This window comes from Methylophilus sp. 13 (genome assembly GCF_015354335.1).
GTDB lineage: Bacteria > Pseudomonadota > Gammaproteobacteria > Burkholderiales > Methylophilaceae > Methylophilus > Methylophilus glucosoxydans.
Genome location: NZ_JADKYR010000003.1, coordinates 349586 through 372866 on the forward strand (window position 1 = coordinate 349586; position 23281 = coordinate 372866).

Annotated in this window: 19 protein-coding genes and 1 riboswitch; of the genes, 17 read left to right on the forward strand and 2 right to left on the reverse strand. The window is 51.0% G+C overall.

From position 1 onward, the window contains the following. Nucleotides 1-24 precede the first annotated feature (24 nt). The 4 genes from INP77_RS09505 (at nt 25) to topA (ending at nt 4779) form a co-directional block, all read left to right on the forward strand. On the forward strand, nt 25-777 hold the full coding sequence (locus INP77_RS09505) for a pteridine reductase (RefSeq protein WP_194748780.1): 753 nt from the start codon (nt 25-27) through the stop codon (nt 775-777). Between the two features lie 7 nt (nt 778-784). Further along, entirely contained in the window at nt 785-1105 is a 321-nt protein-coding gene (locus tag INP77_RS09510; protein WP_194748781.1) for a hypothetical protein, read from the forward strand. 68 nt (nt 1106-1173) lie between these two features. Next, nucleotides 1174-2115: a tRNA 2-thiocytidine(32) synthetase TtcA gene (gene ttcA, locus INP77_RS09515; protein WP_194748782.1), complete on the forward strand. Its 942-nt coding sequence runs from the start codon at nt 1174-1176 to the stop codon at nt 2113-2115. Between the two features lie 111 nt (nt 2116-2226). Then, complete coding sequence (topA, locus tag INP77_RS09520; RefSeq protein WP_194748783.1) at nt 2227-4779, forward strand: type I DNA topoisomerase; 2553 nt, start codon at nt 2227-2229, stop codon at nt 4777-4779. Nucleotides 4780-4828: 49 nt separating this feature from the next. On the opposite strand, the gene INP77_RS09525 is transcribed toward topA, so the two are convergent. Further along, entirely contained in the window at nt 4829-6082 is a 1254-nt protein-coding gene (locus INP77_RS09525; RefSeq protein WP_194748784.1) for an HD-GYP domain-containing protein, read from the reverse strand. Nucleotides 6083-6195: 113 nt separating this feature from the next. Further along, a complete protein-coding gene (gene metK / locus INP77_RS09530) occupies nt 6196-7359 on the reverse strand; it encodes a methionine adenosyltransferase (protein WP_194748785.1) in 1164 nt (387 codons plus the stop codon). 166 nt (nt 7360-7525) lie between these two features. Here metK and dapF point away from each other — a divergent pair, with 166 nt between their 5' ends. From dapF to eat, 13 genes are all read left to right on the forward strand, one after another. Further along, nucleotides 7526-8356 (forward strand): diaminopimelate epimerase, encoded by an 831-nt coding sequence (dapF, locus tag INP77_RS09535; protein ID WP_194748786.1) that lies wholly within the window; start codon nt 7526-7528, stop codon nt 8354-8356. A 33-nt stretch (nt 8357-8389) separates the two neighbouring features. After that, a complete protein-coding gene (locus INP77_RS09540) occupies nt 8390-9043 on the forward strand; it encodes a DUF484 family protein (protein WP_194748787.1) in 654 nt (217 codons plus the stop codon). Between the two features lie 189 nt (nt 9044-9232). Further along, nucleotides 9233-10114 (forward strand): tyrosine recombinase XerC, encoded by an 882-nt coding sequence (xerC, locus tag INP77_RS09545; protein WP_194748788.1) that lies wholly within the window; start codon nt 9233-9235, stop codon nt 10112-10114. A 184-nt stretch (nt 10115-10298) separates the two neighbouring features. Then, entirely contained in the window at nt 10299-10880 is a 582-nt protein-coding gene (locus INP77_RS09550; RefSeq protein WP_194748789.1) for a superoxide dismutase, read from the forward strand. 403 nt (nt 10881-11283) lie between these two features. Next, nucleotides 11284-11381, forward strand: a riboswitch (guanidine-I (ykkC/yxkD leader). Nucleotides 11382-11438: 57 nt separating this feature from the next. Continuing rightward, nucleotides 11439-12500, forward strand: a complete 1062-nt coding sequence (locus INP77_RS09555) for a putative urea ABC transporter substrate-binding protein (protein ID WP_194748790.1) — start codon at nt 11439-11441, stop codon at nt 12498-12500. A gap of 11 nt (nt 12501-12511) precedes the next feature. Continuing rightward, a complete protein-coding gene (locus tag INP77_RS09560; RefSeq protein ID WP_194748791.1) occupies nt 12512-13327 on the forward strand; it encodes an ABC transporter permease in 816 nt (271 codons plus the stop codon). Beyond that, nucleotides 13324-14106, forward strand: a complete 783-nt coding sequence (locus tag INP77_RS09565) for an ABC transporter ATP-binding protein (RefSeq protein ID WP_194748792.1) — start codon at nt 13324-13326, stop codon at nt 14104-14106. Before INP77_RS09560 ends, INP77_RS09565 begins: the two co-directional genes overlap by 4 nt. 11 nt (nt 14107-14117) lie before the next feature. Next, on the forward strand, nt 14118-14846 hold the full coding sequence (locus INP77_RS09570) for an urea amidolyase associated protein UAAP1 (RefSeq protein ID WP_194748793.1): 729 nt from the start codon (nt 14118-14120) through the stop codon (nt 14844-14846). Between the two features lie 13 nt (nt 14847-14859). Then, on the forward strand, nt 14860-15495 hold the full coding sequence (locus INP77_RS09575) for an urea amidolyase associated protein UAAP2 (protein WP_194748794.1): 636 nt from the start codon (nt 14860-14862) through the stop codon (nt 15493-15495). Nucleotides 15496-15706: 211 nt separating this feature from the next. Next, entirely contained in the window at nt 15707-19306 is a 3600-nt protein-coding gene (gene uca, locus INP77_RS09580) for an urea carboxylase (RefSeq protein ID WP_194748795.1), read from the forward strand. Nucleotides 19307-19317: 11 nt separating this feature from the next. After that, a complete protein-coding gene (gene atzF / locus INP77_RS09585) occupies nt 19318-21120 on the forward strand; it encodes an allophanate hydrolase (protein WP_194748796.1) in 1803 nt (600 codons plus the stop codon). Nucleotides 21121-21289: 169 nt separating this feature from the next. Further along, nucleotides 21290-21607, forward strand: a complete 318-nt coding sequence (locus INP77_RS09590) for a multidrug efflux SMR transporter (RefSeq protein ID WP_194748797.1) — start codon at nt 21290-21292, stop codon at nt 21605-21607. A gap of 274 nt (nt 21608-21881) precedes the next feature. Continuing rightward, a complete protein-coding gene (eat, locus tag INP77_RS09595) occupies nt 21882-23228 on the forward strand; it encodes an ethanolamine permease (RefSeq protein ID WP_194748798.1) in 1347 nt (448 codons plus the stop codon). Nucleotides 23229-23281 lie beyond the last annotated feature (53 nt).

Consider the following 23281-nt stretch of genomic DNA (forward strand, 5'->3'; position numbering starts at 1 on the left):
GAGCCGTTTAGAAAAGAGTACAACGTGAAATTCAGCCCTAACAATAAAGTGGTATTGATTACTGGCGGTGCCAAACGGGTAGGCGCCGCCATCACCCGCGCCTTGCACCAGCAAGGGGCCAATGTGATGTTGCACTACCACACCAGTCAGCGAGAAGCCGAAACACTGCAAGCAGAGCTCAACCAGACGCGTGCCGACAGTGTAGCGATCATGCAGGCCAACCTACTGCAAACGGCAGATTTACCCAAACTGATCCAAGCCACCTTGCAACAATTCGGCCGACTCGATGCACTGATCAACAACGCTTCCAGCTATTATGCGACACCCCTCGGTGGCATTAGCGAAGCACAATGGGACGAACTCACCGGCAGCAACCTTAAAGCGCCCTTATTTTTAAGCCAGGCCGCCGCCGATGCCCTGTTCGCCAGCCGGGGATGCATCGTCAACATCACGGACATGCACATAGAGCGCCCGAAAAAGCATTACATCGTTTACAGTGCCGCCAAAGCCGGTCTGGTCAACCTGACCAAATCGCTGGCGCAGGAGTTGGCGCCCAATGTACGCGTCAATGCGGTCGCACCTGGGCCAGTATTGTGGCCAGAAGACCATCAGGAGTTTGATGAAATCTACCGGCAACAGGTCGTCAACCAGACCCTGCTTAAGCGCACAGGCGAACCGGAAGATATTGCCAAGGCGGTCAAGTTTCTGGTGTATGACGCGCCGTTTATCACCGGCCATGTGCTGGCCGTGGATGGCGGCCGCCATTTAAGTATGTAACTCAGCGATGCGGATTAAAGAGCAGACCATCACTATCCATGCTGCTGCACCCCCCAAACCCCAATTGGGTGCAGCCTGCAATGGCTGTGGTGTCTGTTGTGCGGCCGAGCCCTGCCCGGTGAGTCTGACCCTGCTCTGGCCGCATCAAACCCCGTGCCGCGCCCTGATCTGGAGTGAAGTTGAAAAACGTTATTTTTGCGGCATGGTCAGTGCGCCGGCGCAATTTTTAAGCTGGCTACCGACCGGGCTCAACCGGGCGGCCAGCCGATTATTCAGACGCTGGATTGCTGCAGATACGCGATGCGATGCAGATGTTACGCTGGAATAAACAAAATCACCTCAAATAATCAAACACTTACCATTTTTACGCCCGGCTTTCCGCTATAATGCGCGCCTATGAAGATCAAACATTACCCTGACGATGTCAGCCAGAATTTTTTAAAGCTGCGCAACCAGTTGATTAGTGCCACCGGTAAAGCCATTGGTGACTACAACATGATTGAGGAAGGCGATACCGTGCTGGTGTGCATGAGCGGCGGCAAAGACAGCCATGCCATGCTCATGATTCTGCTGGCGCTGCAAGAACGCGCGCCGATCAACTTCAAACTGATTGCGATGAATCTGGACCAGAAGCAGCCGGGCTTTCCAGCCGACATTCTGCCTGCCTACTTAGAAAAACTGGGTGTGGAATATCGCATCGTCGAGGCCGACACCTATTCCATCGTCAAGGAAAAAATCCCTGAGGGTAAAACCACTTGCAGCCTGTGTTCACGCCTGCGTCGTGGCATTATTTACACCACGGCACAGCAATTGGGTGCTAACAAGATTGCGCTGGGACACCATCGCGATGATATTGTGCAAACCTTGTTCTTAAACATGTTTTACGGGGCCAAGATGAAGGCGATGCCGCCCAAGCTGGCGACCAACCGTGGCGAATTCATGGTGATCCGCCCGCTGGCCTATTGTGCCGAAAAAGACATTGCCGCTTATGCACGCGGCATGCAGTTTCCGATTATTCCGTGTGATTTGTGCGGCAGCCAGGAAAACTTGCAGCGGCAAAAAGTGAAAGACATGCTTAACAACTGGGAGCGTGAACAACCCGGTCGCATCAATAATATTTTCCGTGCCATTGGTAATGTAGAGCCCTCACACTTGGCAGATTTTGACTTGTATGACTTCAAGCATTTGAGCCAGGCCAAAGAGGAGGATGAAGATCCCATGTTTGACCATGAGAAATTTTCGAGCAACGACATGGCACTGACCATTGCCACGCAAGACGAAAAACATATTGCCTTTGCACGCAAACCGTTTCCAGTTGCGGTGTCCACTGAAGAATAAAACAACTATTTGAGGATGACAGGTGTATAAAACGGCACTTTCTTGTATGGAAGGTTGTCTAGCCGTTGCAACGCTTGCTATTATCTAGCCAACGCTTAAACAGACTACGCAATGTCCAAACTACTGATTGTAGAATCCCCTTCCAAAGCCAAAACCCTAAAAAAGTATTTGGGCGGCGACTTTGAAGTCTTGGCCTCTTACGGGCATGTACGAGACCTGATTCCGAAAAATGGCGCCGTCGATCCAACTCAGCAGTTTGCCATGAAGTACGGCATTATCGACCGCAACAGCAAGCATGTAGATGCGATTGCCAAAGCAGTCAAAAATGCAGACAGCATTTATCTGGCAACCGACCCGGATCGCGAAGGCGAGGCCATCTCCTGGCATATTGCCGAGATTCTGGCCGAGAAAAAGCTGATCAAGAACAAATTGCTCAAACGCGTTGAGTTTAACGAAATCACGCAAACCGCCGTCAAGTATGCGATTGATCATCCGCGCGACATTTCGATGGACCTGGTCAATGCGCAGCAGGCGCGCCGCGCGCTGGACTATCTGGTTGGCTTTAATTTATCGCCCCTACTATGGAAAAAGATCCGCCGCGGCCTCTCGGCTGGCCGCGTGCAGAGCCCGGCCTTGCGCCTGATTGTTGAACGCGAGCTCGAAATCGAAGCCTTTAGCAGTCAGGAATACTGGAGCATCCATATGGGTGCGCTCAAGCATGCGCATGGTTTTGAAGCCAAGCTGGTGCAGCTCAATGGGGTAAAAGTCGAACAGTTCACCGTCATCAATCATGACCAGCAAGCCGATATCGTCGGCAAACTACTGCTGGCGTCTGCCGGCAAAACAACGGTCACCCGCGTTGAGAAAAAACAACGCAGCCGGAGTCCGGCAGCCCCATTCACCACGTCAACCTTGCAACAAGAGGCGGTGCGCAAGCTGGGCTTTACCACCAGCCGCGCCATGCGTGTTGCACAACAACTGTATGAAGGGGTAGACGTGGGTAGCGGCACCGTCGGCTTGATTACCTACATGCGTACCGACTCGTTCAGTTTGGCCACCGAAGCCGTCATGCAAATCCGCGACTACGTGAAAAAGCATTTTGACGCAGACTACCTGCCTAAAGCGCCCATCATGTACAAAACCAAAGCGAAGAATGCTCAAGAGGCGCATGAGGCGATCCGCCCTACCGACATTACACGGACGCCAGCCAGTGTGCGTCAATATCTCAATGACGAGCAGTTCAAACTGTATGAAATGATCTGGAAGCGCACGCTGGCTTGTCAGATGACACAGGCAAAATATGACGCGGTCAGCGTTGATCTGGCCGTCGGCTCCGAGGCTAACCTGTTCCGGGCCAGTGGGCAAACGCTGGTCTTCCCTGGCTTTATTGCCGTCTATATGGAAGGCAAGGACGACGACAAAGACGACGAAGATGCCGAGGCCAAACTACCGCACCTGGAAACAGGCGAAGTGCTGAACGTTGAGCGTATTTATGGCGAGCAACATTTTACCGAGCCGCCGCCGCGTTACTCTGAGGCCAGCCTGGTCAAAGCACTGGAAGAATACGGTATTGGCCGCCCCTCGACGTATGCGAGCATTATCTCCACCTTGCAAGACCGCGAGTATGTTCTACTGGATAAGAAACGCTTTACCCCTACGGACGTAGGTCGTGTCGTCAACAAGTTTTTGACCGAGCACTTTACCCAGTATGTGGATTATGACTTTACCGCCAAACTCGAAAACGAGCTCGATGAAATTGCGGAGGGGAATTTAGACTGGGTGCCCGTCATGGACAAATTCTGGCAAGGGTTTAACCAGCAGATTCAGGTCAAGGCCGATGTCGAACGTCCGGGCAATGAGCTCATCGATGAACAATGTCCCAAATGTGGCCGCCAGTTGCAGAAACAACTGAGCCGCTATGGTAGCTTTATCGGTTGTACCGGCTACAACGCCACCCCCAAATGTGATTACAAACGCAGCCTGGATGGTGAAACCAATGCCGCCGCCGAACCGGTCGTCATCGGTCAGGACACGGAAACCCAAAAAGACATTTACCTGATGAACGGCCCTTATGGCCCCTATTTGCAGGTAGGTCAGCCCGTGGAAGGCGAAAAGAAAAAACCAAAACGCGTCAGCATCCCCAAAGAGATCCCCCTCAGCCAGATCAATATTGATACGGCGCACATGCTGCTCAGCCTGCCTCGGGACCTGGGCGCACACCCGGAAACCGGTAAAAAAATCGTCGCCAATATTGGCCGCTTTGGCCCCTACGTCAATCACGACGGCAAGTTCAAGTCCATCCCAAAAACTGAAAGCGTGTTCAGCATTACGCTGGAAGGCGCAGTCGCACTGTTGGCGGCTGCCGGGGGCCCGGCACCGCTGGCTGATTTGGGGGCGCACCCTTCAGGCGAGGGGCGTATTGAGGTATTCTCAGGGCGTTATGGTCCCTATGTACAACATAGCGGGATCCGCGCCACACTGCCAAAGAGTGTGACGCCGGAAGAGTTAACCGTTGAGCAAGCGCTAGAGTTATTGGCCGAAAAGGCAGCGAAAGACGGTGGCACTAAAACTGGTAAAAAAACGACAGCTAAAAAAGCGCCTGCCAAAAAGACAACAACCAAGACAACCACAAGCAAACGCACAAAAAAAACCGAAGCAGAATAAATAAAGGGAGCTAAGCTCCCTTTATTTATTGTTGCAGCGATGGCGAGGACTAATGATTCGTCCATAAATGATCAATGTTGTCTACGCCCCAAGCTGCAGCGGACTCATTGCCTACAATCTCATCCATTCCCTTGGATAAATCTAATTCAACCACGGGAATACGCGTTTTGGATTTTGTGGAGAAAAACACCTTCACGACCGGCTTGAGTAAACTGTCAGGCGATTGCCTGACCACGACAGCCAAACGGCCAGACTTCAAAATTACCACAGTCCCCACAGGATAAATACCCAAGCTCTTGACGAAAGCCTTAAAGATGACCGGATCAAAATGCCCGGCCCAACTGGCCATACGTTTGAGTGCCATACCTGGCTCCCAAGCCGGTTTATATGAACGGGTCGACGTAACGGCATCATACACGTCACAAATAGCGCCCATCTTTGCAAAAATACTAATGCGGTCTCCAGACAGTCGCTTGGGATAGCCGCTTCCGTCCACTTTCTCATGATGATGCAAACAAACATCGAGCGTGACTTCATCGGCAACATTCGCTTTAAGCAACATATCGTAGCCCAACTGCGGATGCTGGCGGACGATATCAAACTCCTGATCAGAGAGTGCGCCAGGTTTATTCAAAATATCCAGCGGAATCGCAGCTTTGCCCATATCATGCATTAATCCGGCCAATCCGGCTTTACGGATCTCTGCATCAGAAAGCTTGAGCTCTTTTGCCAGGGCCGCCATCAGTGCGCATACCGCCACCGAGTGCATATACGTGTAATCATCTACCGTTTTTAGCCGTACCAGACTAATCAGCGCATGTGAATTACGCGTAACAGAGGCAGAAATTTCTTCCACGATGGGCATCACTGCTTCTGCCTCTATTGCTTTACCCAGGCGCAAATCCTGAAACATTGAGTTAATGGCTTTGCGCGAAGAAGCAATGATCTTAACCGCTTGCTCTCGCTCAGCCTCAATCGTGGTCGGGGTGTGTCTATTCGGATCAGGTGAGGCGGGCGGTGGGGAAGGTGCCGGACCATCCAGCTCAAGCATGACCAGCTCCTTATCGGACAAGGCTGGCTGCGGAGGGGGTTCAGACAAAGTTTTTCTGACCTTAGCAATATCCAGGCCTTGGCTGACATCAATCACCACTTCTTGGATGCGGCTGGCAAGAAGCTTCTGCAAGTCTTCCGGGTCCTTGAGCACAAACTTGCTGCGCCAAAATGGATGATCCATCCACGGCCCCTTGAGCTCATGAATGTACATGCCTAGGCGCACGTCCTTCACTTTAATTGTTTTAAGCATCCCGTTTACAACCCCCATACAACTGCTAACAATTTTACAATTGATTCAGGTCAAATAGCCATAAAAAAAGAGGGCAAATGCCCTCTTGAAAATTACTTTTACGTGAATGTTGTTTACAATCCTGCCGCCGCGCGCAGTGCTGCCGCCTTGTCGGTATTTTCCCAGCTGAACTCAGGTTCATCGCGGCCAAAGTGACCATATGCTGCTGTTTTGCTGTAAATAGGTCGCAACAGGTCCAACATTTTGACAATGCCTTTGGGACGCAAGTCAAAATGCTCGCGTACCAATTGTGTCAGACGTTCATCAGACACCTTGCCGGTACCATAGGTCTCGACCATGATAGAGGTCGGTTGCGCCACGCCAATCGCATAGCTCACCTGCACCAGACACTTGTCCGCCAAGCCTGCCGCCACAATATTTTTGGCGACATAACGACCCGCATAAGCGGCTGAACGGTCAACTTTGGAAGGGTCTTTGCCAGAGAATGCGCCACCACCATGGGGTGCAGCACCGCCATAGGTATCCACAATAATTTTGCGGCCGGTCAGACCGCAATCACCTTGCGGGCCGCCAATGACAAAACGACCTGTCGGATTGACTAGGTATTTAATCTCGCCTTTGATCAATTCTGCGGGCAAGGTCGGTTTGATAATTTCTTCAATGACAGCTTCACGAATGGCTTCTAAAGTCATCTCAGGGGCATGTTGGGTAGACACCAGCACGGTGTCAATTTTATGCGGTTTGCCATCGACATACTGGATTGTGACTTGTGATTTGGCATCTGGACGCAGCCAAGGCAAACGGCCATCTTTACGCAGCTGCGATTGACGCTCCATGACTCGGTGGCTCAACCAGATGGGCAAAGGCATCAGTTGTGGCGTTTCGTTCACGGCATAGCCAAACATGAGTCCCTGATCACCCGCGCCCTGATCCAGCGGATCATCATTGGCGTTATCGACGCCTTGCGCAATGTCCGGGGACTGTTTGTCATAAGCCACCAGTACCGCACAACCTTTGTAGTCAATGCCGTAATCGGTATTGTCGTAGCCGATACGCTTGACTGCATCCCGGGCCACTTTGATGTAATCCACATTGGCTGTGGTTGTAATCTCACCAGCCAACACAATCAAACCAGTATTTGCCAGGGTTTCCGCCGCCACACGTGCTGTCGGATCTTGGGCGAGAATGGCATCGAGAATGCTGTCAGAAACTTGATCGGCCAGTTTGTCAGGATGACCTTCGGAAACGGATTCCGAAGTAAAAAGATATTCACTCATGTTTGACGCCTTGAAAAGTATAAAGAGTTGATAAAAGCGATCGACTAAAGGCTAAAGCCGACCGCAAAATTGGGAACGAAGATTCTACCCGAGTTTAACGGCAACAAGGAATAAATATGCGGACCATGGATGCCTTCAACGGCGTGATAAGGTATTATCTTGAGCTATGAAATTAAGATTCACCAAAATGCAGGGCGCCGGCAATGACTTTGTCGTCATCGATGCGACTCGCGCACCCGTCAACCTCTCCCATGCCCAAATCCAGCACATCGCCAACCGCTATTTTGGCGTGGGTTGCGACCAGTTATTGATGGTCGAGTCGACGACCACGCCTGACGTGGACTTTCGTTACCGCATTTTTAATGCAGATGGTGGCGAAGTTGAGCAATGCGGCAATGGGGCCAGGTGTTTTGTGCGATTTGTCGTGGATAAAGGGCTCACAGACAAACACGAAATCAAGGTCGAAACCGCCAGTGGCGTGATTACGCTCAAATTACAAGAAGACGGACAAGTCACCGTGAATATGGGCGCGCCTCGTTTTACACCCGCGCAGATCCCTTTTGAGGCTGAGCAACAAGCAACCACTTATGAATTGCCATTGGCGAGCGAAACCATCACAGTCAGCGCAGTATCCATGGGCAACCCGCATGCAGTCATGCTGGTAGACAATGTGCATACGGCTGAAGTCGCCAGCCTTGGTCCGCAAATAGAATCGCATCCTCAATTTCCGCAACGCGTGAATGCTGGTTTTATGCAGGTCCTGAACGAGCATGAGATCAATTTGCGTGTCTATGAACGCGGCAGTGGTGAAACGCTGGCTTGCGGCACTGGCGCCTGCGCGGCAGCCGTCAGTGGCATCCAACTGGGTACACTACAAAGCCCGATCAAAGTCCATACCCGTGGCGGCATCCTCACTATCCAATGGGCAGGCGGAGAGTCGCCCGTCTTGATGACCGGGCCGGCAGAGATTGTATTTGACGGCGAAATTGAAATTTAAAACAAAGAACTTAAGATAAAGAACAGCAGTATCATGGAAGAAAGCATTAACGAAAACGACATCAAGCATTACCTCAAAGCACACCCTGACTTCTTTGAGCGTCATGCCCACCTACTGGCAGAGCTGTTCCTGCCCAGTCCACATGGCAAAGGCACTATTTCACTGGCTGAACGCCAGCAAATCGCCCAGCGCGACAAAATTCGTGTACTGGAATCCAGATTCACCGAGCTGATCCTGACTGCTGAAGAAAACGAAACCACCGCCAACAAGGTGCACGAGCTGACTTTAGGCTTGCTGTATGCCAAAGACGTGCCGGCCTTGCATGCGCATCTGGTCGAGTTTTTGTCCAGCCAGTTTCAGTTGCCAAATACACAACTCAAACTATGGGCCAATGACGCCCATGCGCCAGACAGCCTGTTTATTGCGGCAGAAGACTCGCTCAAAAACTGGGCCAAAGACTTGAGCCAACCTTACTGTGGCACGCTGCCGACCATGGATATTGCTGGCTGGTTTAGTGAAACCCCGGCTTCGCTGGCCGTGATTCCGATGCGCTACCAGGAAGTGACGTTTGGTCTGATGGCCATCCCCAGCGAGCAACGCAGCCGCTTTTATGCGGGCATGGGCACGTTGTTCCTTAACCGAATCGGTGAACTGGTCAGCGCCTCGCTGGCACGCTATATCGTATGAAAGCCCCCGCTGAGGTTTCCGCCAAGAGGGATCTTCTTGCGGCAATTGTCAGCGTAAATCAACCATGGCAACGCAGCCAGATTGCCGCGTTGGCTGTGACCCAGAGTCCGCATGAACAAGCATGGTCACTCCAACTGCGGCGGGCACTGGCTACCGCTGACTCATATTTAAAGTACTGCGGATACTCGCATGCATGAATTGCTAGATGACTACCTCGATTTTCTGCATTTCGAGCGTGGTCTCAGTGAACACACCCGCAACAACTACCAGCGTGACCTAGAACAACTGCTCGCGCAACACGGGCACACGCTGCAATCGATCACCCCGCAACACATCCGTCGAAGCATCGCCACCCTGCATAGCCAAGGCCTGAGTGGCCGCAGCATCGCGCGCATGCTCTCCAGCTGGCGCGGCTTCTTCCGTTATCTGGTCCTGCATCACCAATTCCCCTCCAATCCGGTCATCGGCTTGCGCGCACCCAAAGCCGCCAAAACGCTGCCACACGCGTTATCCATCGAGCAAACCATCAAACTGGTCGAACTGGAGGGCGATACCGCCATCATTGTGCGCGACCGCGCCATGCTGGAACTGTTCTACTCCTCAGGCTTGCGACTGAGCGAACTGGTCGGCCTCAACCTGGACCGGCTGGATTTAAATGAAGGCATGGTCACCGTCACCGGCAAAGGCAATAAAACACGGATGGTCCCGCTGGGTAGCAAAGCCGTTGCTGCACTGAAGGCCTGGTTGGCCCAGCGACCACTGTGGCTGCTCAAACAGCCACAGCAACCCGCGGTCTTCATTAGCCAGCAAGGTCGCCGCCTCAATGGTCGCAGCATCCAAAAGCGCATCAGTGACTGGGCCATCAAGCAGGGCCTGCATAACCAGGTGCATCCTCATATGCTGCGTCACAGCTTTGCCAGTCACGTACTCCAAAGTAGCGGTGACTTACGTGCCGTACAAGAAATGCTTGGGCACGCCAATATCAGCACCACCCAGGTGTATACACATCTGGATTTTCAGCATTTGAGCAAAGTGTATGACGCTGCACACCCGCGTGCCAAAAAAAAATAAATGGCTGAATCAATGGCCTAGCCTTTACCCTAGTCCTCACATGGTTTTGCAAGTGCATAAATTGTGGCAAAATAACCCTACTAAATTGGTAAACTTTCTACCAGTCTCGTGACTCTAAAGTCACATCGCCTGCGTTTAGTCATGACAGGCAGTTATTTCAATCAAACCTAAAAAAGGAAATTCCATGGAACACGTCTTACCAGCATTGCCTTTTGCAAAAAATGCATTAGCCCCACACATGTCTGAAGAAACTTTTGACTATCACTATGGCAAACACCACCAAGCCTACGTCACCAACCTCAACAACCTGATCAAAGGCACCGAGTTTGAAAATGCCAGCCTGGAAGAGATTGTGAAAAAATCTTCTGCTGGCATCTACAACAACTCTGCACAAATCTGGAACCATACCTTCTTCTGGAACTGCCTGTCTCCAAACGGTGGTGGTGAGCCAACAGGTGCATTGGCTGCAGCCATCAATGCCAAATGGGGCTCTTATGAAGAGTTCAAAAAAGCTTTCCAAGCTTCAGCAGTCGGCAACTTTGGTTCAGGCTGGACCTGGTTGGTGAAAAAAGCCGACGGTTCTGTAGACATCGTCAACATGGGCGCCGCGGGCACCCCATTGACCACAGGCGACACTGCATTGTTGACCATCGACGTTTGGGAACACGCCTACTACATCGACCACCGCAATGCCCGTCCTAAATTCGTGGAAACATTCCTTAATCATCTGGTGAACTGGGAATTTGCAGCAAAAAACTTTGCTTAATTCGCAGAGTCGTTGGCGACAATAAACTAAAAGTCGCAAACATTAACCTGTATATTAAAAGCGTTGTTTGGTGATACCAAACACCTGCGCTAAAGCCCCGGACCTTCTGGGGCTTTATTTTTTCCTGGTTGATCAGTTTGAATAGAGACGCTTGGTAATCATGCCTTTGTGAGGTGAGGCTGACTTTCTCTGAAAGTATTTTCTCTGTCATTTACAAGTGAATGATTGCATTTTTATCGTATTGCACGATTTTAATCACGCCCAAACTTGGACTTAACGCACTATCAAAGTGCATAAATATTGATCACTTTTATAGGAATTCCATTTAAAACAAGGATTTACTGACTGGCATATTAGTTGCTAGTTTAGTCATGTGGGGCAGCAGGTATGAACGCTGCATTACCTAATGGTTGGCTAGGGTTCCGGCTTACGTGAGTGAGTGCTGGTCCGAGAGCTGACGACCTCCAAGAGGTTACACGGCGGGATAAAAGCCCGGGAGATAGCAACATTTTGAATGTTAGCTGCTCCCTTGCCGAATAATTTACTTGGAGTTCTCCTATGCTAGTTCGACGCTTTACAATCGCACTGACGCTGCTTTGCTTTTCTCTATTCAATACCACTGCATTCGCTGCTGACTCAAAAAAACAATTCAATATTTGCTGGACCATTTATGCTGGATGGATGCCATGGGATTATGCGCAAGCAAAAGGCATCGTCGCCAAATGGGCAAAGAAATACGGTATCACGATTAAAGTTACTCAGTTGAACGATTATGCTGAGTCCATTAATCAATATACCGCAGGGCAATTTGATGGTTGCAGTATGGCCAATCTGGATGCATTGGTTGTGCCAGCGGCGGGTGGCGTTGACTCCACCGCATTAATTGTCGGCGACTATTCAAATGGTAACGACGGTATTGTCATTAAGGGTGCGAATAAACAGATCAAGGACCTCAAGGGGCAAAGCGTACACTTGGTTCAATATTCTGTATCGCATTACTTACTGGCGAGAGCTCTGGAACAGGCCGGACTCACCCAGAAGGACTTGAAGTTAGTCAATGTCTCAGATGCAGATGTTGTCGCCGCTTTTAGCACGCCGTCTGTGAAAGCCATGGCAACCTGGAACCCTCAACTCTCTGAGTTAGCCGCGCTGCCAAATACCTCAAAAGCATTCACCTCCAGCCAAATTCCTGGCGAAATCATCGACTTGATGGTCGTCAATACAGACACTTTACGAAAAAAACCCTCGCTAGGGAAAGCTTTAACGGGCGCATGGTTTGAAGTGATGGCACTCATGAAAGCAAAAGATAAAGAGGCGTTGCAATACATGGCAAAGCACTCTGGCACAACCCTGGATTCATACATGCAGCAAATTTCCACCACCGCCCTGTTTTATGAACCTGCTGCCTCACTGGCCTTTGTCAGGGACGCGAAACTGCCAACGGTGATGCAAAAGGTCTCTAGTTTTTCTTTCGAGAATGGTTTGCTGGGGCCTGCAGCAAAATCCGCAACCGCCATTGGCATTGAATATCCCAACGGCGTCGTCACCGGTAATAGCAAAAATATCAAACTCAGATTCACTGACACGTATCTGCAAATGGCGGTTGATGGCAAGCTCTAAACAGGTCAATCATGAGATTAATTAATCAATACCCCAGCAGGGGGACGAGATGGATGCTTGCCGCAATCCCAATGATCTTGATCATTGTTGTGTATTTGGTGAACTCACATCTTCGCCTGGTTGAAAATCCAGAGGACAAGCTCCTTCCTAGTGTTTCTCAAATGTGGGAAGCCCTGAAGCTGATGGCCTTTACAGAAGACCCGTCCACTGGGACCTTTCTGATGCTGGATGACACCTTGTCCAGTTTGAAGCGACTAGGGATCAGCTTAGCCATGGTTGCATCGCTTGGGTTAACGCTCGGTATTTTATTAGGATCGATCCCGTTGTTACGGGCATCCCTTTCCCCTTTGGTCGCGATCATCTCCATGGTGCCGCCGCTGGCGATTCTTCCCATCCTGTTTATCGTGTTTGGCCTGGATGAGCTCTCTAAGATCATGCTGATTGTGATCGGACTCACGCCCATGCTGGCACGTGACCTGGAACAACGGGCACGAGAACTGCCCAAGGAAATCATCATTAAAGCGCAGACATTAGGCGCTAACTCATGGACGTTAATGATACGGGTGGTACTACCGCAATTACTGGCAAGATTGATGACTTCCCTGCGCTTACTGATGGGCTCAGCCTGGTTATTTCTGATTTCTGCGGAAGCCATCTCCTCGACAGAAGGCCTGGGATATCGCATCTTTCTCGTGCGTAGATATCTCGCGATGGATGTGATCTTGCCGTATGTTTTGTGGATCACCTTGCTGGCTTGGCTGACAGATTATGCACTCAAAAAACTGCATCAAGTCTGCTTTCCTTGGGCGGAAGGAGCGGACGCATGAGTTTTATAGAGTTTAAGAATGTGTGGCGAAGCTACGGAGACCATGTCGTTTTAGAGGGTCTGAATCTGAAGGTTGAAGAAGGCGAGTTTTGCACGCTGGTAGGCGCTTCAGGCTGCGGAAAATCCACACTCCTGCGCATGCTGCTGGGCCAGGAGACCCCGACCAAAGGTGAGATTCTTTTGGATGGGCAAAAACTCCCGGCAGAGCCAGACCCCTCCCGCGGGGTGGTATTCCAAAAGTACTCGGTGTTCCCGCACCTGACGGTTCTGGAGAATGTGGTCATAGGCATGGAGTTTTCCGCATCGCCTTTTTGGGGGCGCCTGTGGGGCGCTAAAAAGAAAGAAGCAAGACGCAAGGCTACGCAAATTCTCAGCCGTGTCGGGCTGGATCACCATTTGCATCAATACCCGTCTGCGCTATCGGGCGGCATGCAGCAACGCCTCGCCATCGCGCAGGCTTTGATCGCTCAACCACGTATCCTGTTGCTGGATGAACCCTTTGGCGCGCTGGATCCTGGTATTCGCAAAGATATGCATGCACTCATGTTAGAGCTATGCAAAGAGACAAAATTGACGGTCTTCATGGTCACCCATGACTTGTCCGAGGGCTTTCATTTGGGCACCCGATTGATGGTATTTGATAAGGTCAGAGTCGATCCACATGCACCCAAAGCCTACGGTGCGCGTATCACCTACGACATCAAGCTCAATCAGGACAGACGCCAGCAACAAGCGCAGGTGGCGACCTTGCCCACCCATGTGCTTAATCAAACGAATTAAAAGGTTTACCGATGAACAACGATACAAATACATCTAGCATCCTCTACGAAGAGCTTGTTCCAGGCGGAGGTCACACCTCCTTCATCCTGAAAAAAGACCAGGTTTTGCGCATGACCGACGTCGAAGGTCACGCCAATGTCAGCCTCATGATGTTGAATGCACATCAACACAGCGAGCGGCTGAACTTACCAGACACCTTAAAAGCGCAACACACGGCCAAGCTCACAAAAGGACATTGCTTTTACTCGGACATGGGGAGAGTACTCGCCGCCATCACAGAGGATACATGCGGTTGGCATGACAGTTTGGGCGGGGTGTTAAACGCTCAAGAAGTCCTAGCGAAATATGGCGTTGGCCGCTATCAGGAACTCAGAAATAATTTCTATCGTAATGGCACGGATAATCTGTTGGTTGAGATGGGTAAATGGAACCTTGATCTTCAAGACTTGCTCATGGTCGTCAACTTTTTTAGCAAAGTGACCGTGGATGACGAGGGATCCCTGTTCTTTGAGCCCAACCATTCTTGTGCAGGTGATTACGTGGAGTTGTATGCACCAATGGACACCTTGGTGATTCTGACCGCCATTCAACATCCATTGGATCCCAATCCTGAGTATCACCCCCGCCCCGTGCAACTGTCATGGCGCAACGCAGAGAGCGAAAGTATCAGTGAAGTGTGTCGACAGTCACGGCCAGAAAACGGTCGTGCTTTCCATAACACTGAACGCTTCTACCTGTGAGGAAAGAATCAATATGAACATCATCTCAAGCCCATTAGCTGCTGAAAAAGCCTTTTTTCACCATGTCATTCCGGCAGGCGAACCTTATTTGTTTGAAGTCAAAGCAGGACAGACATTCAGGCTGTTAGACAGTGAAGGTAACCAGGCCGTGGATACCCTTTTTTATAGCGCGAGCAATCCAAGAGAGCGTTATGACGCGCAACGGACCATGCGTAATCAGAACAAGGTTTACCTGACGACCGGTACAACGCTGTACTCAAATCTGGGCAATCCATTAGCCACGATTGTGGCAGATACCTGCGGTCGCCACGACACCCTGGGAGGCGCATGCGCTCAGGAAAGTAATACCGTACGTTATTCACTCGACAAGCGCTACATGCATAGTTGCAGAGACAATTTCATGTGCGCCTGTTTGCATGATGGCAGATTGAACAAGCGGGATATTGGCGCAAACATTAACTTCTTCATGAACGTTCCGGTCACTCCGGAGGGCGGCTTGACCTTTGCAGATGGCATTTCAGCGCCAGGCAAATATGTGGAATTAAAAGCGCACCAGGATTTAATTGTGTTGATCTCGAATTGCCCACAACTGAACAACCCATGTAATGGATGGAACCCAACCCAAGCGGAGGTGTTTGTATGGAACTAACATTCAAAAAGAAGATGATACGCGTCTTTCGAAAAGTGCTTGATGCCTTGTATCAAGGCATGACAGCAAGAGCAGACTTCTCTAAATAAACATGATTTAGTCAGTCACTTAACGGCTATCCAAATACTCACCTAGCCAGTGGATCCCGCTGTGGACGACCTCAGCGCGGTTTCGTATATGCGGGACGACCCGCCCTCAGAAGATCATTTGTATGTTCAATAAACTACTGATTGCAAATCGAGGGGCGATTGCTTGCCGCATCCTCCGCACCCTAAAAGCCCTGAACGTGAAAGGGGTGGCGGTTTATTCAGAATCGGACATTGCCAGTTTACATATTCAGCAGGCCGACGAAGCGATTAGCTTAGGTGAAGGCCCCGCTGCAAATACGTATCTCAATGTAGCGCGGATACTTGAAATCGCAAAAACCACCGGCGCGACTGCCATTCATCCTGGGTATGGTTTTTTATCTGAGAATGCAGCGTTCGCAGAAGCCTGCGAACAAGCAGGCATCGCCTTTATTGGCCCAACCCCGGAACAATTACGCGTTTTCGGGCTTAAGCACACGGCAAGGGCCATTGCAAAAGCCCATCAGGTGCCCATGCTGGAGGGCACTGAGTTGTTGGAGAGCGTGCACGAGGCGACCGCTGCAGCCAAGCAGGTAGGTTACCCGGTCATGCTGAAAAGTACCGCGGGGGGGGGTGGCATAGGTATGCGCGTGTGCTGGAACGAACGCGACCTTGCCGAAGCGTTTGAAGCCGTAAGGCGCTTGGGACAGAACAACTTTAGTGACTCTGGCGTGTTTATTGAAAAATACATTGAACGCGCCAGACACTTAGAGGTTCAGGTGTTTGGGGATGGCAAAGGTGAGGTCATTGCCTTGGGGGTGCGTGATTGCTCTGTGCAGCGCAGAAACCAAAAAGTATTAGAAGAAACCCCGGCGCCCAACTTGCCGGACGGCATGGCGCAGGCGCTATGTGAAGCGGCGATTAAATTAGCAAAAGCGGTTAATTACCGCAGTGCGGGCACCGTAGAATTTGTGTATGACAGCCTTGCCGAGCAATTTTATTTCCTCGAAGTGAATACCCGCTTACAGGTAGAGCATGGTGTTACCGAGCAAGTATGGGGTGTTGACCTGGTGCGTTGGATGATTGAATTGGCGGCTGGCGACTTACCGCCTTTGTCAGACATTCGCCAAACACTGCAACCCCATGGCCACGCAATACAAGCCCGCCTGTATGCGGAAGATCCTGGAAAAGACTTTCAACCCAGCCCTGGTTTGTTGACCAATGTTGCGTTTCCACATGCGGATGGAAAAGCATTGCGTGTAGACACATGGGTTGAGGCAGGCTGCGAAGTGCCGCCCTATTTTGACCCCATGATTGCAAAAGTGATTAGCTGGTCAACCACCAGGGAGGAGGCCAGAAAGCGTCTGGATGACGCGCTCGCAGAGACCGTGCTATACGGCGTAGAGACCAACCGTGACTACCTCAGACAAATATTATCCGACCAGCCATTTTCAGAAGGCCATCCCTGGACGCGCTGTCTTGAGGGTTTAGCCTATCAATCTCACACATTTGAAGTCCTTGTTCCAGGCACGCAAACCACCATTCAGGATTATCCTGGTCGCCAGGGATATTGGGCCGTCGGTGTTCCGCCCTCAGGCCCAATGGATAGCCTGGCTTTCCGTTTGGGGAATCGTTTGCTGGGGAACGAAGAACGTGCCGCCGGATTGGAAATCACCATGAGTGGTCCCACCTTGCGCTTCAATACGGATGCCGTTGTCGCTATCACGGGTGCAAACATCCCGGTAAAAGTGGATGGCGAGCAGGCGCCACAACATGTTTCTCTCCACATCAAGCGAGGGTCAACGTTAACCTTAGGCAAAATTGCCGAAACAGGCGCCCGCAGCTATTTGCTTTTCAGGGGCGGCCTGGAGATTCCTGAATATTTGGGCAGTAAAAGTACGTTTACGCTGGGCCAATTCGGCGGGCATGCGGGGCGCGCTTTAAGGGCCGGGGATGTCATCCACCTGCCAGCATTAGAGGATGCTGCTGCGGGCATCGCGCTACCGCCAGACCTCTACCCTCCCCTTGCTGAGACCAGACAGATCCGAGTCATTTATGGGCCGCATGGCGCCCCGGAATATTTCACCCAGCGCTACATCGATCAGTTTTTAAACACAGATTGGGAAGTGCATTTCAACTCCAGCAGAACCGGTGTTCGCCTGATTGGACCGAAACCTGAGTGGGTCAGAGAGAGTGGCGGTGAAGCGGGTTTACACCCATCCAATATTCACGACAACCCCTATGCGATTGGTGCGGTTGATTTCACCGGTGACATGCCGGTGATTCTCGGGCCTGATGGGCCCAGCCTGGGCGGCTTTGTCTGCCCGGTGACGATGATTGAAGCAGATTTATGGCACTTGGGACAACTCAAGGCAGGTGACAAAGTTCGCTTTATCCCGGTGACCATCGCCACCGCCAGACAGGCTTTTAAAGAACAACAGCAACAAATCGCAGGCCTGAGTCCAATCACTGCATCTTGGCAGGCGGCAGAACTGCAGACCCCTATCGTGCTGGAAATTGGGGAAAAGGATGCCAAGCTCGTCGCAAGACTATCTGGCGATACGCACTTGTTGATTGAGATCGGCGCGCCTGAGCTAGACCTTGTTTTGCGATTCAAAGCGCATGCTTTGATGCAAGCCATCGAACAAAGCAACCCTGCCGGCATTATTGACCTCACCCCTGGCATACGCTCCTTGCAAGTGCATTACCAGCCGGAACAGCTGCCATTAAAAACATTATTGGCGTTGATCCAGGAAATTTGGGGCAAACTCAGTTCAACGCAAGATATTACCGTGCCATCCAGGGTAGTGCATTTGCCATTGTCCTGGGACGATCCGGCGTGCCAATTGGCGATCGAAAAATATATGACCACCGTGCGTAAAGATGCGCCTTGGTGCCCGAGCAACCTGGAGTTTATCCGTCGCATCAATGAATTGCCGGACATTCAAAAAGTGCAGGAAATCGTTTTTGACGCCAGTTACCTGGTCATGGGCCTGGGGGATGTTTACCTTGGGGCGCCAGTCGCCACCCCCTTGGATCCACGGCACAGATTAGTCACTACCAAATACAACCCGGCCAGAACCTGGACGGCCGAGAATTCCGTCGGCATTGGCGGCGCTTACATCTGTGTTTACGGTATGGAGGGTCCAGGGGGTTACCAGTTTGTGGGCCGCACCCTGCAAATGTGGAGTCGCTATAAAAAGGTAGCTGCGTTTGAAGGAAAGCCATGGTTACTGAATTTCTTTGACCAGATTCGTTTTTACCCCGTGTCGGCCGAAGAATTACTTGTCATTCGGCGCGATTTTCCACTCGGTCGCTATCCATTAAAGATTGAAGAGACCAGCCTTAACCTTTCGCAATATCAGTCCTTCTTGGCAACAGAGGCGGCATCAATTCAAGCCTTCAGGACCCATCAACAAACCGCATTCGATGCAGAGCGTCAGCGCTGGATTGACACTGGCCAGGCCCATTTTGAAATAGATGAAAATTTAGCCAGTGACACTGAAGAATCCACCTTAACTGAGGGGCAAGTCGGCGTGGAAAGCCATATTGCCGGCAATTTATGGCAAGTCGCTGTGCAGATTGGGCAACAGGTGACCGCTGGTGAGTCTTTAGTCATTCTTGAATCCATGAAAATGGAAATTGAAATCCAAGCACCTGTCGATGGTGTCGTGGCAGAGATACGCGTCTCCCCGGGCTCACCAGTCAAAGCCGGGCAGTGTGTGGTTGTGATTAACGAAGCTTAAAGGACATTGAAATGAAACACCCATATAACCTGCAATTGGATGCCCTTAAAAATGCGTATGCCAAGCATGCGTTCTCCCCCCGTGAACTCATTCAAGCATTGCGCGAAAGAGCCTTCCAGTTAAATCCAGAATACAAGCTCTTCATCCACATTCTGACCGAAGAGGAATTAGCGCCTTATCTGGCAAATCTAGAGGCCACCGGGCCTGAAAGTTTACCGCTGTATGGCGTCCCATTTGCGGTCAAGGATAACATCGACCTGGCCGGTGTCCCGACCACGGCGGCATGTCATGCGTTTAGTTACATCCCGGCAAAAAATGCCACCATTGTTGCGCAGTTGATCGCACTAGGCGCGATCCCCATCGGTAAAACGAATCTTGATCAGTTCGCGACTGGCCTGAACGGCACCCGCTCCCCCTATGGACTCTGCCGCAATAGCGTCCTTGCTGAATATCCCAGTGGCGGCTCCAGTGCAGGCTCCGCGCTGGCAGTGGCATTGGGACTGGCATCGTTTGCACTCGGGACGGATACCGCAGGCAGCGGGCGTGTTCCGGCAGCGCTCAACAACCTGATTGGATTGAAAGCCACCAAAGGCTTAATTTCAACAGCTGGTGTTGTACCAGCTTGCCGCACGCTGGATTGCACGACCTTTTTTACCGCGACCGCATTGGAAGCAAGCAAGCTGCTCGCACTCACTGCGCGCAAGGATCCAGAAGACGAATACAGCCGAGCCAATGTTGGCTGGAACACGGGCAGATCGTTTGGCATCCCCGCCAGCGGATTTAAGTTTGGCGTCCCTAAACAATTAGAGTTTCTAGGTTGCGCTGAAAGTCAGGCCCTCTTTGAGCGTTCAGTCTCCACCCTTGAGACCATGGGGGGCATCGCCATTGAAATAGACTTCAGTGCCTTTCTGGAGGCTGCGAAGCTTCTTTACGAAGGCCCATGGGTCGCTGAGAGATACAGCGTCGTTGGCGAGTTGATTGAGAACAATCCAGAAGCGGTACTGCCCGTCATCAGAGATGTGCTACAAAAAGCACCAACTGCCACAGCGGTGCAAGCGTTTAGAGCACAATACAAATTACAAGCCCTAAAAGTCAAGACGGATGCCATTCTTGCCAACCTGGATTTCATGATCACGCCGGCCTATCCGCGCCCGGTCACCTTGGCCGAGCTAGCGGCAGAGCCTGTGAAACGTAACTCTGATTTGGGGACTTACACCAACTTCATGAATCTGCTCGACTATGCGGCGGTAGCGGTTCCGGCTGGATTCATGCGGAATGGCCTGCCTTCAGGGGTGACTTTGTTTGGGCGGGCATTCTGTGACCAATATCTTTTAAGTATTGCGGACAGTTTTCAGCGCACCTCAAAACTACCGCTGATTGGTCAATTCGAATTCACGGCCGCGCCCCCTACCACCTTGGCAAAAAATGATCGCTCACAGCTGCTGGTGTGTGGCGCACATTTAGACGGTTTGCCCTTGAATTGGCAATTAAAAGATAAAGGCGGGCAATTGCTCAAAAAAACACAGACCTCCTCTGCTTACCAGTTTTATGCCTTGGCGGGCTCACCGCCCAAACGACCAGGGTTAAGAAGAGTTGCAACCGGTGGCCGGTCATTTGAGGTGGAAATCTGGGAAATCCCCACCCAAGAGCTAGGCGCCTTTCTAAATGATATTCCGGCGCCATTAGGACTGGGCAAGGTTGAACTGATAGATGGCTCATGGGTCACCGGATTTATTTGTGAGGATTACGCACTGGAAACTGCAGATCAAATCTCTCAGTTTTCTGGATGGCGAGATTACTTGCAACACCAATAGCTTTGCTGGGTCTGTCAGCGAACCGTTGACGTTTCCCTGATTCATTCAAAAATCTTTTTTGCTTTTAATAGGGATGTTGCACAAAAAGATGACTATATTTAGCGCAGTGGGGAAGCCATCCAGCCATTGCGTTTTCACAGGACAGCTTGGCTTCACTTTAGGACAATTTATGGCTTGGTTACAACTTTTCGCCGCTGGCATTCTGGAAATCATCTTCGCTTACGCGATCAAAGAGTCTGATGGTTTTTCAAAACTGCTACCGTCACTCATGACGCTGCTTACAGTGATAGGAAGCTTTTGGTTGCTATCTTCAGCGATGCGCACGATCCCCATGGGCACCGCTTACACTGTTTGGACGGGGATTGGTGGCGTTGGTGCATTTATCGTTGGCATCACGGTGCTCTCTGAACCCATCACAATGTTGCGATTACTTGCGGCAACCTTAATCATTTCTGGGCTGATACTCATGAAAGTTGGCGGATCATAAACCATGAAATGGCAACAGCACTCGCTCTAAAGGGTCGCTCACTTAACGCTCACCTTGCGTGAGACGACGTATTTATTCTTTTAACAGCACGTCTGTGATCAAGCAGACTTTGCTGATGTAGCTTACTTCGTTGCCATTGCCCAAGCTTATACGATTCAAGCCCAACCTTAGGCAATCTAAAGCGCGCAACCCATCATTGCGAAAATGGGATAGTTGAATTCACACGAAACTCGCATGATACGACCATGATTTTTAATTGCTAGGGGAAGCTGTCATGAGCGTATCGTTAAAGCCAACGCTGAATGGTTGGCATTTATGGGGACTGGCCGTCGGGCTGGTGATTTCTGGCGAATATTTTGGCTGGAGTTACGGCTGGGATAAAGCGGGAACCTTGGGTTTTTTGGTGACCACGCTCTTTATCGCGCTGATGTACACCACCTTTATTTTCAGTTTTACCGAACTCACTACTTCTATTCCACATGCCGGTGGGCCGTTTGCTTACGCCAGACGGGCTTTTGGTCCTAAGATGGCGTATGTTGCCGGTTATGCCACCTTGATTGAGTTTTTATTCGCACCGCCGGCCATTGCGATGGCGATTGGCGCCTATCTGAATGTGCAATATCCGGGCATAGACCCCAAGCTTTTTGCCGTGGGTGCTTATATTGTATTTGTCAGTTTGAATATTGTTGGGGTGCATATCGCTGCCACCTTTGAACTGCTGGTCACCTTGCTCGCGATTATTGAGTTATTGGTGTTTATGGGCGTGGTTGCCCCCGGTTTCTCGATGACAAACTTTGTCGCACATGGCTGGGCAGGTAATGACGTTTTTAGCAGCGCAGCGATTCCAGGCATGGTGGCGGCGATTCCATTTGCCATTTGGTTTTTTCTCGCCATTGAAGGCGTGGCCATGGCTGCAGAAGAGGCCAAAGATCCGAGAAGAACGATCCCCAAAGCTTATATTGCCGGGATTCTGACGCTGGTGTTTCTGGCCATAGGCGTGATGTTATATGCAGGTGGCGTGGGCGACTGGAGAACCCTGGCCAATGTCAATGATCCTATTCCACAGGCAATGAAAGTGGTGGTGGGTGAGAACAGTGGCTGGTTACATATGCTGGTTTGGATTGGCTTGCTAGGATTGATTGCCTCTTTTCACGGAATTTTGCTTGGTTGCTCACGGCAGATTTTTGCCCTGGCACGCGCCGGATTTATGCCCAAATACTTTGAAGCCACGCATGCGCGCTTTAGAACCCCACATCGCGCGTTGATCGCTGGGGCCGTGGTCGGCCTGGCAGCTATTTTGAGTGATGACTTACAGTTTAATGGCATGACGCTCACGGCAAACTTGATCACGATGGCGGTATTCGGGGCCATCGTCATGTATATCGTTTCGATGCTGAGCTTTTTTGCGCTGAGAAAAAATGAGCCTAAGCTTGAACGCCCGTTCCGAACCATGGGTTATCCGCTGTTTCCGGCCATTGCCTTGAGCCTTGCCGTGATCAGTTTGCTGACCATGGTCTACTACAATCAGGCATTGGCGCTGGTGTTTGCCGTGCTGATGGCAGTGGGCTATATTTATTTCAGCCTGACAAAAGGGCAACGCGACACCGCGACTGACCGTTAAACGCGGACAATCCATGCAAGGTACGTAAAGGAGTCCCCTGTTGATTCCTTGGA